General features: G+C 62.6%; 11 protein-coding genes. All 11 read right to left on the reverse strand.

Annotated elements, in window-relative coordinates; translation table 11 throughout:
• Positions 1-25: 25 nt before the first annotated feature.
• Positions 26-799, reverse strand: coding sequence for a Sir2 family NAD+-dependent deacetylase (cobB, locus tag HB860_RS07000; RefSeq protein WP_202045789.1), 774 nt, complete (start codon positions 797-799; stop codon positions 26-28).
• Between the two features lie 72 nt (positions 800-871).
• Complete coding sequence (locus HB860_RS07005; protein ID WP_247626169.1) at positions 872-1,486, reverse strand: GNAT family N-acetyltransferase; 615 nt, start codon at positions 1,484-1,486, stop codon at positions 872-874.
• A 3-nt stretch (positions 1,487-1,489) separates the two neighbouring features.
• Positions 1,490-2,740: a response regulator gene (locus HB860_RS07010; protein ID WP_247626170.1), complete on the reverse strand. Its 1,251-nt coding sequence runs from the start codon at positions 2,738-2,740 to the stop codon at positions 1,490-1,492.
• Position 2,741: 1 nt separating this feature from the next.
• Positions 2,742-6,665: an ATP-binding protein gene (locus HB860_RS07015; RefSeq protein WP_247626210.1), complete on the reverse strand. Its 3,924-nt coding sequence runs from the start codon at positions 6,663-6,665 to the stop codon at positions 2,742-2,744.
• A 54-nt stretch (positions 6,666-6,719) separates the two neighbouring features.
• Positions 6,720-7,016, reverse strand: coding sequence for an integration host factor subunit alpha (ihfA, locus tag HB860_RS07020; RefSeq protein ID WP_005300715.1), 297 nt, complete (start codon positions 7,014-7,016; stop codon positions 6,720-6,722).
• 3 nt (positions 7,017-7,019) lie between these two features.
• A complete protein-coding gene (gene pheT, locus HB860_RS07025) occupies positions 7,020-9,419 on the reverse strand; it encodes a phenylalanine--tRNA ligase subunit beta (protein WP_247626171.1) in 2,400 nt (799 codons plus the stop codon).
• Positions 9,420-9,431: 12 nt separating this feature from the next.
• Positions 9,432-10,415, reverse strand: a complete 984-nt coding sequence (pheS, locus tag HB860_RS07030) for a phenylalanine--tRNA ligase subunit alpha (protein ID WP_139434408.1) — start codon at positions 10,413-10,415, stop codon at positions 9,432-9,434.
• Between the two features lie 323 nt (positions 10,416-10,738).
• Positions 10,739-11,095, reverse strand: coding sequence for a 50S ribosomal protein L20 (gene rplT, locus HB860_RS07035; protein WP_010674800.1), 357 nt, complete (start codon positions 11,093-11,095; stop codon positions 10,739-10,741).
• Positions 11,096-11,109: 14 nt separating this feature from the next.
• Positions 11,110-11,307: a 50S ribosomal protein L35 gene (gene rpmI / locus HB860_RS07040; RefSeq protein ID WP_005315535.1), complete on the reverse strand. Its 198-nt coding sequence runs from the start codon at positions 11,305-11,307 to the stop codon at positions 11,110-11,112.
• 85 nt (positions 11,308-11,392) lie between these two features.
• On the reverse strand, positions 11,393-11,941 hold the full coding sequence (infC, locus tag HB860_RS07045) for a translation initiation factor IF-3 (protein WP_041204270.1): 549 nt from the start codon (positions 11,939-11,941) through the stop codon (positions 11,393-11,395).
• A gap of 3 nt (positions 11,942-11,944) precedes the next feature.
• Entirely contained in the window at positions 11,945-13,873 is a 1,929-nt protein-coding gene (gene thrS, locus HB860_RS07050; RefSeq protein ID WP_247626172.1) for a threonine--tRNA ligase, read from the reverse strand.
• Positions 13,874-13,959 lie beyond the last annotated feature (86 nt).

Below are 13,959 nucleotides of genomic sequence, written 5' to 3' on the forward strand. Positions count from 1 at the left end.
ATGCAACTATGTCATTTCTCAATAGCTATGGCCCACGCATCTCCATCCAGTTATGACCGTCGATCTGTTTGGGCTGGTGTACACCGCAGCGTTGCAGCAATTCGTCCACGAAGGCTGGCACCAGCAGGGAGGCCGGGCCATAGCGCTTCTCGTCAAACTGGCTGCCTACCTCGCTCGGCTCCAGGTTGAGCTCGACGGTGTGGGCACCGTTGAGGCCCGCCTCATGGACAAAGCCTGCCGCAGGATAGACGGCCCCCGAGGTGCCGATGGAGATGAAGAGATCGCATTGCGCCAGCGCCGAGTAGATGCGATCCAGCCCGAGGGGCATCTCGCCAAACCAGACCACATGAGGCCGCAACGGCTGGGGCAGCTGGCAGCAGGAGCAGAGCTCCTCCTGGTGGAGCTCCCCACGCCACTCGATCACCTGCCCGGACACCGGACAGCGGGCCTTGAGCAACTCGCCGTGCATGTGGATGAGGTGCTTGCTGCCCGCGCTCTCGTGCAGGTTGTCGATGTTCTGGGTGATCAGGGTCACGCGCCCCGGCAGCAGGCGCTCGAGGCGCGCCAGGGCATAGTGGGCAGGATTGGGGTGGATCTCGGCCCGTTGCAACTGATGGCGCCGCGCGTTGTAAAAACGCTGAACCAGTTCGGGATCCCGGGCGTAGCCCTCGGGGGTGGCCACGTCTTCCACCCTGTGCTCCTCCCACAGGCCGTCGCAGGCCCTGAAGGTCTTGATACCGGATTCGGCCGAGATGCCGGCGCCGGTGAGGATCACGATATGTTTGGCTGACTGCACCATGGTTGATTTCCTCCAACGGATCACAGGCTGACCTTAGCACAACCGGCTGGCCCGGCACATTCGCCCTTGGTCTTAGGAATGCCGGGGCACCAGGGCGTCGAGAACGCTCAAGTCCAGCCGCACAAACACCATCTCCCGCCCCGTCACCAGGGTCAGCGGCAACCCCAGCCCCTTCAGCAGGGCCAGCATGGGCCTGTTCTGGCCGAGCACCTCGGCGGTCCACTCGCGGATCCCCTCCCCGTGCGCCAGCAATGCCAGCGCCAGCAGGATGCGGCGACCGGCCCCCCTATGCTGAAAATGATCCGCGACTATGCAGGAGAACTCCGCCCTGTCGGGATGCAGACGCCGCCGGATGGACTGGGCCATGGCCAGCGGTGCGCCCTGCTCGTCGGTGAGCAGCAGCCCTATCTGGGGCGCTCTGGGGTAGTCGAGGAAGAAGGCGAGCTGATCGGCGGTGGCAGGCTGCTTGGCGCGCATGAAGCGCAGGTAGACACTCTGCTCGCTCAGCGCCTCGTAGGCCGCCTTCAGCCGCTCGGGATCGGATCCTGCCAGCTCCTGCAGCCGGCAGGGAATGCCGCCCACCTCCATCATCAGGGGCAGAGATGCCCGCGAGCCGGGGTGTACCCAGCCCGCCAGCGCCCGGTGCAGGCGCGCCTCATCGGGGGGCCAGCAGAGATAGCGCGGCACGGGCTACCAGCGCCCCGCCATGCCGAGCTCCTGCCACTGGGCGGCATCCTGCAGGTTGAAGGGGTCGTCGAGATAGAGGGCCATGCCGAGCTCGCGAGCACGCCCGATGAAGCGGGCCAGCAGGGCGTCGGCGGCCATCGCCTCCAGCTCCGGCAGCAGATGCTGCCCCAGCAGCAGGCTCTGGATTGGCAGCCGCTCCAGCTGATCGAAAGGCAGGTGCTGGGCATTGTCGAGCAGCAGGGCTAGCCTGGCCCCGGCAAGACTCGCCTGCAGCACCAGGGCGAAGCGATCCGCCTGGTTCAGCAAGTTATCCCGCCGATGGATGACCAGGGTCAGCTCGTTCGCCTGCCTGCCATGCTGCTCCAGCCATGCCTTGAGGGGATCCCAGTGAGGGGGCAGGCTGCTCACGGCCAGCCAGATTGGCAGGGGGCTGGAGGCCGCATCCGCCTGCAGGCCAAGCTGACCCCGCGCCTCTCCCTGCCAGCTGCGAATGGTGCGCTTCAGGCCACCCAGCCTGCGCTGGCGCTGCGGCCCCAGGTAGAGCGCCTTGAGCAGCCGCAGCAGATCGTCGCTCTGCAGCGGCTTGGCCAGGGCGGCCAGCACGTTGAAGCCGGCGTCGTGCAGCAGTCGCCTGGCGCCGTCGATCAGGGTCTGATCGTGAGCGGAGAGCAGTATGATGGGCAGGCCGCTGTGACGGTACTGGGGATGGCTCATCAGGAGACTGATGGCATCCTGCTCCGCCAGGCTGAGATCGCAGACCAGCAGCCCCACCGCCCCCTCTTCCAGCGCCTTGAGGCAACCTTCGCCGTCCTGCACCCAGTGGCAGGGCAGCCCCAGCGCCTGGATCTCCTGCTGGATGCAGGCCCCCTGGAAGGGGTGATCCTCGAGCAGCAGGATCTGGAGCCGGGCGAGCCAGTCCCGCCACCCCTGCTCCCGCGCCTGCAACCCCTCAAGCCAGGGATCCGACAGGGGGTAGATCCCCACCCCCGGGGTCTGCAGCCGCGGCAGATAGTCGGCCCCCTCGTGGGAGGCGGGATCGAACAGGGCGATGGCCCCGGCGGCGAACAACCCCTCCCACTGCCAGCTCGCGTCCGGCCGGGTACGGTGCAGACTGGCATAAGCCGGCAAGCCCGCCTCCTTTGCCGCCTGATGGGAGACGGCGTCCAGGGCATAGACGCTGACGGGGTGAAATACCGGCTCCTGGCTGACATCTGACTCCAGCAGGGCCAACAACTCTTCATCTGTGATGATCATCTCATGCTCTCTCGCCCAGTTGCCGGCAGACCTCTTCCACGGCCTGCTGCAATTCTTCCACCAAGGGGTGCCCGGGGGCTCGCTGCCAGCGCTCGATCACCTGTACCAGGGCGGCGGCCCCCACCATTTTGGCGGCCCCCTTCATCTTGTGTAAAGCCGTATTGAGGGCGCCTTCATCCCCTGCCGTGACGCACCCCTCAATCTCGGCCAGATCCTGACGAGCCGACACCAGATAGAGGTTGATGAGCGCCGGGTTGAGCAGTGTCGTCATGGGGGTGATCTTGACCGAGCTCTCCACCAGGGGCGCACTGCTGCGACCGGAGACGGTGCGCAGCAAGATGGCCAGCTCCTTCAGCAGGACGGGTTTGTCCAGATGGCCCTGGCAGCCGCAATCCGCCAGACGCTGGGCCGCCTGCTCACTGAGATCGGCGGTGATCACGTAGACCGGCAGCTGCTGCCAGCGCGCCGAGGCCCGCAACTGCTTGCAGAGCTCGGCACCGTCCATCACCGGCATCTGCAGATCGGTCAGCACCAGATCGACAGATTCCCGCGCCAGGATCTCGAGGGCCAGACGGCCATTGGCGGCGCTCAGCACCCGGGCGCCCAGCTGACTCAGCTGCATGCTGATCAGCACCCTGTTTACCTCGTGATCTTCCACCAGGAGGACCCGCATACCGGCGCCCGGCAGATCCGCGACCTCCCCGCTCCCCTGAACCAGCCTGGGTTGCAGCAGACTCACCACGGCGCCCGGGATCCAGGGCTCTCCCTGCCAGGACCAGGCACGCAGTCCCTGTTCATCCTGGGTGGCGGCGAGGGCGGGCGCCGTCGCCTCCTCGGTCACGCCAAACTCGGCGAGCCAGGCCCGCACGTACGCCAGCTCCTCGGGGGGAAGCTGCAGGGACATCTGTTTGAACCTTGGCTGCCAGGGCGCCTTCTCCTGCGTCCCTTCGAGGGGCCATGCGCAGATGAAGCGGCTGCCGCCGGTGGCCACCGGCTCGACCCGGATCTCCCCTCCCATCTGCTCCATCAGCTGGCGACAGATGGCCAGCCCCAAGCCGGTACCCTGGGCCCTGAGCTGACCCAGCTCCTCCCCTTGCTCGAAGGGCTGGAACAGCCGGGGCAGCAGCTCGGCACTGATGCCGGGGCCCTGATCGTCCACCCCGCACCAGACCCAGTCCCCGTGCCGGCGGGCCCAGAGCACCACCTCCCCCCGCTCGCTGAACTTGATGGCGTTGGAGAGCAGGTTGTGCAACACCTGCTGCACCCTGTGGGGATCGAGCGCCATCAGGGCGGGCAGCGCAGGATCCAGATTGAGGCGCAGCTGCAGGTGTTTGGAGCGCGCCTTGGACCAGTGCACCGCCGCCACATGCTCGCACAGCTCCACCAGATCGGTCGGCTGCAGGGAGAGCCGCAGCTGGCGGCTCTCATTGCGGCTGAAATCGAGCACGTCGTTGAGCAGCCCGAGCAGCTCGTTGCCCGCCTGCCTGACGTGTGCCAGCACCGAGGCCTGCTCCGCGGAGAGCTCGGTCTGATCCAGCCACTCCAGCAAGCCCAGGATGGCGTTCATGGGGGTGCGGATCTCGTGGCTCACGGCGGCGAGGAAACGCCCCTTGGCGAGCACGGCCTGCTGGGCCTGCTCGTGGGAGAGCTGCAGGGAGTGCTCCTGCTCGACCCGCCTGGTGACATCCTGCACCACTCCAAAGACGCGCCACCCCTCCCCCTGACGGCGCCCTCTGCCGGAGAACTGCAGCCAGCGCGTGCCCTTGGTCGGATGCTGGTAGCGCAGCAGGTGGGAGAAGGGGCGCCCGGCCTGCAACATGGCCAGCATGGGGGCGCGCATCTCCCGCCTGTCCTGGTGGGAGATGCGGGTCAGGGTCTCGTTGGGATTGAGGCGGATCTGCTGGCTGGCCAGCCCCAGCAGCTCATGGCTGCCGCGACTGACGAACTCCACCCGGGTGATGGCGCCCCCTTGCAGGGTGAACTGCAGCACCACCCCGGGCACCGTATTGGTGAGGGCCCGCAGGCGGCGCTCCGCCTGGCGCAGCAAGCGGGTGCGCTCGCGCAAGGCGCTGATGTCGGACAGGGCGATGAGATCCCCGGCCGGGGCCTGGGGCCCCAGCCGCAGCGGGATCTGGGCATAGGAGTAGACCTGATCCCGCAGGGCTATCTCCCCCTCAGCCCCCTGCAACTGCGGGGACGGCAGGACGAGATCGGTGGCGTAGCGCGCCTCCATCCGCTTGGCCCGCTTGTTGCGCTTGATCACCTCCCCCTTGTCATTGCGCAAGAACACCGGCACCGGCAGCGCCTGGAACAGGGACTCCCTGAACTTGCTCTCCAGCGCCAGCGCCTGCTCCGCCCTCTGGCGTTCGCGCGCCTCCTGGGCCAGCTGCTGGCGGGAGCGCCAGACTGACCAGATCACCCCAGCGCTGATCAGGAGAGCCAGCAGGACAGAGCCAAGCCAGAAGCCGTAACTGACCCCCTCTTGCTGGTTCAGGACCAGGCGCCGCCAACGCTGGACCAGCTCGCTCACCTGGCGATCGTTGATCGTCGTCAGGCTCTGCTCCAGCACCCCGGCAAGCCTTGGCTGATCCCGCCTGATGGCAAAGCCGAGGCCAAACACCTCAGGCAGCTCCGTGATGCTCAGCTCGCTCAGCTGGTTGTTGCGCAGCGGATATTGCAGCTGATAGAGCTCGGCCAGCATGGCATCGGCCTCACCGCTCTGCACCGCCGCCAGCCCTTGCAACAGGCTGTCGGTCACCCCCCAGTCCTGTTGCCCGAACCGGGCCAGCAGGCTGGGGTCGTACAGCATACGGGGCACGACCACCCTGCCCTTGACCGCGGCAAGGGCTTGATAAGCCCCCCGCTTGCGGCTGACCAGGGCATAGCGACTGGTTGCCACCGCACGGGTGAACTCGAACTCCTCGTGCAGTGCCGGCGACTCCAGCAGACCGGCCATCATGGCGGCCTCCCCGCTGCGCAGCCTGGCGAGCGCCTCCTCCTTGCTGGCAACGGGGATCAGCTCGAAATTCAGCCCCGTCTGGCGGCTCACTTCCCGCAGTACATCGCCGCTCCAGCCGATGAGCTCACCCTGCTGGTTGACGCCGCTGTAGGGCATGAAGTCGGGATCCGCCACCAGCTTGATGGTGCGCGCGCTGCCGACCAGCCAGGCCTGCTCCTTGTCGGTGAAGTGCAAGGGGTTGATGTCCTGCTCGCTCTGGGGCAGATAGCGCCCCAGATCCCGGTAGAGGCTGCCCGGCGGCAGGAAGCGGATCGCCGTGTCTATCAGCTCCTGCAACTGCGGCTTGTCGTCCATCATCAGCCGGTAGCTGATCACCAGATCGTCGCTGCGCAGCCGCCGCAGGCGCAGCCCCTCGTTCGGGAACTCCCGCATCAGGTAACGCAGTTGCAGATAGTCACCGAGGTAGGCGCTGCCCCTGCCCGCTACCAGGGCCGCGTACCAGTTCTCCGCATCGGTCAGGAGCCGCTGGGACGAGTGCGGATAGAGCCGCTGCAGAGTCTCCTCTGCCTGCCAGATGGGCGAGACCAGGAAGGTCGCCTGCTCGAGCTCCCCCCGATAGAGGATGGCGGATTCCGCCTCCAGCATGGCCCGGCTCAAGGCCATGCCGGGCAGGGTCTCCCGGGTTGGGCCCACATGGGGGATGAGATCGCACTGCCCGCGCTGCAAGCCCTGCAGGGTCGCCGCCCAGTTGGGCAGTTTTTCAAAGCGCAGCGGCACCGGCAGTTGCCGGGCCAGGCGTTTCATCTGATCGATGAGCAGGCCCCCCTGCGCTTCCAGATAGGGAGGACGCTGCAGGGCCGGGTAGCAGAAGGTCAGCCCGGTGAGCGTATCGGCATAGGCCTGGGTCTCGGCTGACAGGGGGAGCGTGGCGGCACGCAGCGGCAAGGCCAGCAGCGCACCAAACAGGAAGAGGGTCTTTATCATCGAAACGCAAAAGCCAGGCATTTGCCTGGCTTTTCTTTACTCATTGGGTTCAACATTTTCTACCCTGGCCTTGAGCTTCTGGCCAGGCCGGAAGGTCACCACACGACGGGCGCTGATGGGAATATCCTCGCCCGTCTTGGGGTTACGTCCGGGACGCTGGTTCTTCTCACGAAGATCAAAGTTACCGAAGCCTGAAATCTTGACTTGTTCACCGCGCTCGAGCGCTTGTCTGATTTCCTCAAAGAAGGCTTCCACCATGTCTTTGGCTTCACGCTTGCTCATCCCGAGCTGGGTGAACAGGTGCTCTGCAATGTCGGCTTTGGTAAGCGCCATAGATCAATCCCTCAAGGATGCATTCAACTCTTCACCAAGGGCCCGCACGACATTGTCTACGGTCTCGGCAATCTCTTTCTCCTCCAGGGTGCGCTGGGTGTCTTGCAACACTAGACTGATGGCCAGGCTCTTCTTGTCCTCTGCCATACCAGCACCCTGGTATACGTCGAACAAGTTTATTCCAACTAACTGATTTCCGCCAACTTTTTTAATTACTGCCAGGACGTCACCGGCCAGAACCGCAACGTCGACCACCACGGCGATGTCACGGCGGTTGGCCGGGAAGCGGGAAACTTCGGCCGCAACCGGCACCTTGGCAGGGGTCAGCTTGTCCAGCTCCAGCTCGAACATCACGGCACGGCTCTTGAGACCCAGCTTCTTCTCGAGGCTCGGGTGGATCACGCCGATGTGGCCGATGACGGCGCCATTGCGCAGGATGGCGGCGCTCTGGCCCGGGTGCAGGGCGCTGTGCTCGGTACGCTCGAAGCTGAAGGTGGCCCCTTCGGCGGTGAGATCCAGCACGGCTTCCAGATCCCCTTTCAGATCAAAGAAGTCGCTGCCACGGCTCTTGACGTCCCAGTGCTCGTCGCTCTGGTTGCCGGTGATGATGCCGGCCAGCATGGGCTCCTGACGGATGCCGTTCTCGGCGCTCGCGTCCTTGATGAAACGCAGGCCCTGCTCGAACAGACGCACACGGCCCTGCTGACGGTTCTGGTTGTAGACCACCGCCTGCACCAGACCCGGGAACAGGGAGACACGCATGGCGGACATCTCGACCGAGATGGGGTTCGGCAGCACGATGGCGTCGCTCTGGGGGAACAGGGTCTGCTGGGCCTTGGGATCCACGAAGCTGTAGGTGATCGCTTCCTGGAAACCGCGATCGACCAGCAGGTCACGCACCCGCTTCAGGGTCACCTGGCCTTCGGCCTGCTCCACCATCGCCAGGGAGGCGGCGGGTTTGAGGTTCGGGATGTTGTTGTAGCCGTAGATGCGGGCCACTTCCTCGATGAGGTCTTCCTCGATGGCGATATCGAAACGCCAGGAGGGTGCCAGCGCGGTCCAGCCGTCGGTGTCCACGGTCACCTGCATGCCGAGGCGGGTCAGGATCTCGAGCACCTGGGCGTCGGCCACGCTGATGCCGATCACCTTGTCGAGCTTGGCACGACGCAAGCGGATGGGGGCAGCCTTGGGCAGATGGGCATCGGATTTGACCTCGATGACGGGGCCCGCTTCACCGCCGCACTCTCCGCCACAAATGTCCAGCAGCAAACGGGTGGCTCTGTCCATCACCTTGGCTTGCAGCTCGGGATCCACCCCGCGCTCGAAGCGGTGGGAAGAGTCGGTGTGCAGGCCGTAGGCACGGGCACGGCCGGTGATGGAGAGCGGCGCGAAGAAGGCGCACTCCAGCAGGATGTCGGTGGTGGTCTCGGACACACCGGTGCGATCGCCGCCGAAGATACCGGCCATGCAGGCAGGGCCTTTGGCATCGGCAATCACCAGGGTGTTGTCTTTGAGCTTCACCTCGGTACCGTCGAGCAGGGTCATCGGCTCATCGCTACGGGCGCGGCGTACCACCAGTTCCCCTTCCAGCTTGGCCAGATCGAAGGCGTGCATCGGCTGACCGTATTCCAGCAGCAGGTAGTTGGTGATGTCGACGATGGCGTCGATGGAGCGGATGCCGCCACGGCGCAGCTTCTCCTGCATCCAGAGCGGGCTCTGGGCGCGCAGGTTCAGCCCCTTGATGACGCGACCCAGGTAACGGGGGCAATCGGCGGACGCCTCGACCCGGATCGGGAAGCTGGCGTCAATGGTGGCGGCGGCAGGCGTCCAGCTCGGCTCGACCACGTCCACACTGTTGAGCACGCCGATCTCGCGTGCCAGACCCGCGATGCCGAGGCAATCGGCACGGTTCGGGGTCAGATCCACGTCGATAGAGACGTCGTTCAAATTGAGGTAGTCGCGAATATCGGTGCCGATGGGGGCGTCGAGCGGCAGCTCTATGATGCCGTCCGCCTCGACGTCGATACCTAGCTCGCTGAAGGAGCAGAGCATGCCGTGGGACGGCTGGCCACGCAGCTTGGCTTTCTTGATGGTGAAATCGCCCGGCAGGGTCGCGCCCACCTTGGCCACGCACACTTTCAGGCCCTGACGGCAGTTCGGCGCGCCGCAGACGATGTCCAGCAGCTCGGCCTCGCCCACGTTGACCTTGGTCACCCGCAGCTTGTCGGCGTCCGGGTGCTGGGCGCACTCGACCACTTCACCCACGACCACATTGTTGAACTGGCCGGCGACCGCTTCCACGGCGTCCACTTCAAGACCGGCCATGGTGATCTGCTCGGCCAATGCATTGTCACTCAACTCGGTGCGGACCCACTCCATCACCCAGGATTTACTGAATTTCATGTTCTCTCGCCCTTACTTGAACTGCTTGAGGAAGCGCAGATCGTTTTCGAAGAAGGCACGCAGGTCGTTGACCCCGTAACGCAGCATGGTCAGGCGCTCAACGCCCATGCCGAAGGCAAAGCCGGAGTATTTTTCCGGATCGATGCCGACCGAACGCAGCACGTTCGGGTGCACCATGCCGCAGCCCAGCACTTCCAGCCACTTGCCGTTCTTGCCCATCACGTCCACTTCGGCGCTCGGCTCGGTGAACGGGAAGTAGGAGGGGCGGAAGCGAATGGTGAGATCTTCCTCGAAGTAGTTGCGCAGGAAGTCGTGCAGTATCCCCTTGAGCTCGGTGAAGCTGGCATGCTCGTCCACCAGCAGGCCTTCGACCTGGTGGAACATGGGGGTGTGGGTCATGTCGTAGTCGTTACGATAGACGCGACCCGGCGCTATGATGCGGATCGGCGGCTGCTGATGTTCCATGGTGCGGATCTGCACGCCCGAGGTGTGGGTTCGCAGCATCAGATCAGGATTGAAGTAGAAGGTATCGTGATCGGTACGCGCCGGGTGATGAGCCGGGATATTCAGCGCATCGAAGTTGTGGAAGCCATCTTCAATCTCGGGACCGCGCTCGACCTTGAAACCCATCTCGCCAAACAGGCGCTCGATGCGTTCAATGGTGCGGGTCACCGGGTGCAGGCCACCGTTTTCGATACGACGACCCGGCAGGCTGATGTCGATGGTCTCGGCCGCCAGCTTCTGGTTCAGCACGGCAACTTCGAGGGCTTCACGACGCGCGTTCAAGGCATCCTGAACCAGCTGCTTGGCCTGGTTGATCACCGCGCCTGCGGCGGGACGCTCCTCAGGCGAAAGGGCGCCCAGGCCCTTCATCTGCTCGGTAAAAAAGCCCTTTTTACCCAGATATTTGACCCGGATTTCGTCGAGGGCGGCGATGTCGCTTACGCCCTCAATTTCGGCCTTGGCCTGGCCGACTACTTCTTCAAGCTGTTGCATGTCTTCCTCGTCACCACTCCCGAAACAGGAGCCTTTAGGCTAAATAAGGTCAAGAGGGGAATAATACAAAAAAAGCCCCTTCGCTGACCATAGTTATGGCGGGCTTTTCTCCCTATAAATCATTTTGTTATATCAAGCGAGTCTCAAGCCCTTCCCCGCTCGCTTCAATTTTTGATGTCAGGCCTTGGTTTGTTGGCATATCAGACATTTTCGCGTCGGCCACCAGGGCGGATGGCGCTGTACGGCACAACACACTGAAAGCAAAAAACGGGCAACAAAAAAGGAGGCCTGAGCCTCCTTTTATCTTTCATAACAGAACCGGATTAAACCAGCGCTGCTTTGGCCTTTTCAACCAGGGCTGTGAAAGCCAGCTTGTCGTGAACGGCGATATCGGACAGGATCTTGCGATCGATCTCGATGGAAGCCTTCTTCAGACCGTCGATCAGACGGCTGTAGGACAGACCGTTCTGACGGGCTGCAGCGTTGATACGCGCAATCCACAGCTGACGGAACTGACGCTTCTTCTGGCGACGGTCACGGTAGGCATACTGACCAGCTTTGGTTACCGCTTGTACCGCTACGCGGTAGACACGGGAACGGGCGCCGTAGTAACCCTTGGCGGCTTTCATTACTTTCTTGTGACGAGCGCGAGCAGTCACACCACGTTTAACTCTTGGCATTTTTCACATCCCCCTTATGCGTACGGCAGACAAGCGACAACACGTTTGTGGTCGGCAGCAGAAACCATGAACTTCGGCCCCAGCTTACGCTTACGCTTACTGCTCTTCTTGGTCAGGATGTGACGCAGGTGGTTGTGCTTGCACTTGAAGCGACCTGAGCCAGTCTTCTTGAAGCGCTTTGCAGCACCCCGGTTGGTTTTCATCTTCGGCATTTCATACTCCGCATTGTGAGTGACAACAAAATCGCAAGGCGAACCGACTCATGGGGCGAACCCATGAGTCAATTTCTTGTGGGCCTTAAGATTTCTTCTTGGGTGCGAGGACCATCACAGCTTGACGGCCTTCGACTTTCGGGAACGACTCGACTACGGCCAACTCTTCCAGATCGTTCTTGACTCGCTCCAGAACCTTGATACCAAGATCCTGGTGGGCCATTTCACGACCACGGAAGCGCAGGGTGACCTTCGCCTTGTCCCCGTCTTCCAGAAAGCGAACCAGGTTGCGTAGTTTTACCTGATAGTCGCCTTCGTCAGTGCCAGGACGGAATTTGATTTCCTTCACCTGGACGACTTTCTGCTTTTTCTTCTGTTCTTTGGTGGTCTTGCTCTTTTCGTAGAGGAATTTGCCGTAATCCATGATTCGGCAAACGGGCGGCTCAGCGTTAGGACTGATCTCGACCAGATCCACTCCGGCTTCAAGGGCCAAGTTCAGGGCATCCTGGATGGTGGTGATGCCAATGGCCTCACCGTCCAAACCAGTCAGACGAACTTCTTTCAGACGGATCTCTTCATTGATCCGGTGAGCGCGGGCTTGCGGTTGCTTGCCCAGTTTTTTTCCGCCTTTTATAGCTTATTCCTCCACTTTCTTTTGTCCGCGGGTCTGAACTTCCTGGGTTAACAGAGCTATCAGCTCTTCAACAGGATAAGAACCCAGGTCAGCCCCTTTACGAGTCCGTACTGCAATCTTGCCGGCTTCTACTTCTTTGTCGCCGCAGACCAGCATGAAAGGCACTCGCTTCAAAGTATGCTCGCGGATTTTAAAGCCAATCTTCTCATTTCTCAAGTCCGCTTTTGCGCGAAGGCCCGCATCATTCAATGCCTTGGCAACTTTCACCGCATAATCGGCCTGATTATCCGTGATATTCATGACCACGGCCTGAGTCGGTGCCAGCCAGGTCGGGAACAGTCCGGCGTACTCTTCGGTCAGGATACCGATGAAACGCTCGAGGGACCCGAGAATGGCCCGGTGGATCATCACGGGGACGTGACGTTCGTTGTCTTCGCCCACATAAGTGGCGCCAAGACGGCCCGGCAAGGCAAAATCGAGCTGCACGGTACCACACTGCCAGGCACGATCAAGACAATCGTGCAGGGTGAATTCGATCTTGGGACCGTAGAAGGCCCCCTCCCCCGGCTGCAGATCGTACTTCAGGCCATTGAGCACCAGGGCTTCCGCCAGGGCGGCTTCCGCGCGATCCCAGGCTTCATCGGAACCGATGCGCTGCTCGGGACGGGTGGAGAGCTTGACCACGATGTTTTCGAAGCCAAAGGTGCCGTAGACGTCATAGACCATGCGAATGCAGGCCGAGACCTCTTCCATGATCTGATCTTCGGTACAGAAGATGTGAGCGTCATCCTGGGTGAAGCCGCGCACCCGCATCAGACCGTGCAGGGAGCCTGAGGGCTCGTTGCGGTGGCAGGAGCCGAACTCGGCCATGCGCAGGGGCAGGTCCCGATAGGACTTCAGACCCTGGTTGAAGATCTGCACGTGACCCGGGCAGTTCATCGGCTTGATGGCGTACTCGCGGTTCTCGGACTGGGTGGTGAACATGGCCTGGGCGTATTTTTCCCAGTGGCCGGAACGCTCCCACAGCACGCGATCCATCATGAAGGGGCCTTTCACCTCCTGATAGTCGTACTCCTTGAGCTTGCCGCGGATGAAGGTTTCCAGCTCACGGAAGATGGTCCAGCCATCATTGTGCCAGAACACCATGCCGGGAGCCTCTTCCTGCATGTGGTACAGGTCGAGCTGCTTGCCTATCTTGCGGTGGTCGCGCTTGGCGGCCTCCTCGAGACGCTGCAGGTAGGCCTTGAGCTGCTTCTTGTCGGCCCAGGCGGTACCGTAGATGCGCTGCAGCATCTTGTTGTTGGAGTCGCCACGCCAGTAGGCGCCTGACATCTTCTGCAACTTGAAGTGGTGGCAGTGACGCATGTTGGGCACGTGGGGGCCGCGACACATGTCGACGTACTCTTCGTGATGATAGAGACCGGGCTGATCATCGCGGGCGATGTTCTGATCCAGGATTTCGACCTTGTAGGTCTCGCCGCGGGCCTCGAACACGTCGCGCGCCTCCTGCCAGGAGACCTTCTTCTTGACGACGTCGTAATCCTTGGCGGCCAGCGCCAGCATGCGCTCTTCCAGGGCAGCCAGATCTTCATCGGTCAGGGTGCGGTCGAGATCGACGTCGTAGTAGAAACCGTTGTCGATGACGGGACCTATCGCCATCTTGGTCTGGGGCCAGAGTTGCTTGATGGCATGACCCAGCAGGTGGGCGCAGGAGTGGCGCAGAATGTCCAGACCGTCTTCGTCTTTGGCGGTGATGATGGCCAGGGAGGCATCGGCGTCGATCAGCTCGCACGCATCCACCAGTTCACCGTTCACCCGGCCGGCAATGCACGCCTTGGCGAGACCGGGACCTATGTCGGCGGCGACGTCCATGACGGAAACGGCGTGGGGAAATTGACGTTGGCTGCCGTCAGGCAGAGTAATGATTGGCATTAGGTGTTTCCTTATACAGTGGTGCCCCCTACCAAAGGGCACATGCAGATTGGAGAAAACCTTTCATTTCAAGCAGTTCACCCCTG

Origin of the sequence: Aeromonas genomosp. paramedia, assembly GCF_023093515.1 — a bacterium.
Lineage (GTDB): Bacteria > Pseudomonadota > Gammaproteobacteria > Enterobacterales > Aeromonadaceae > Aeromonas.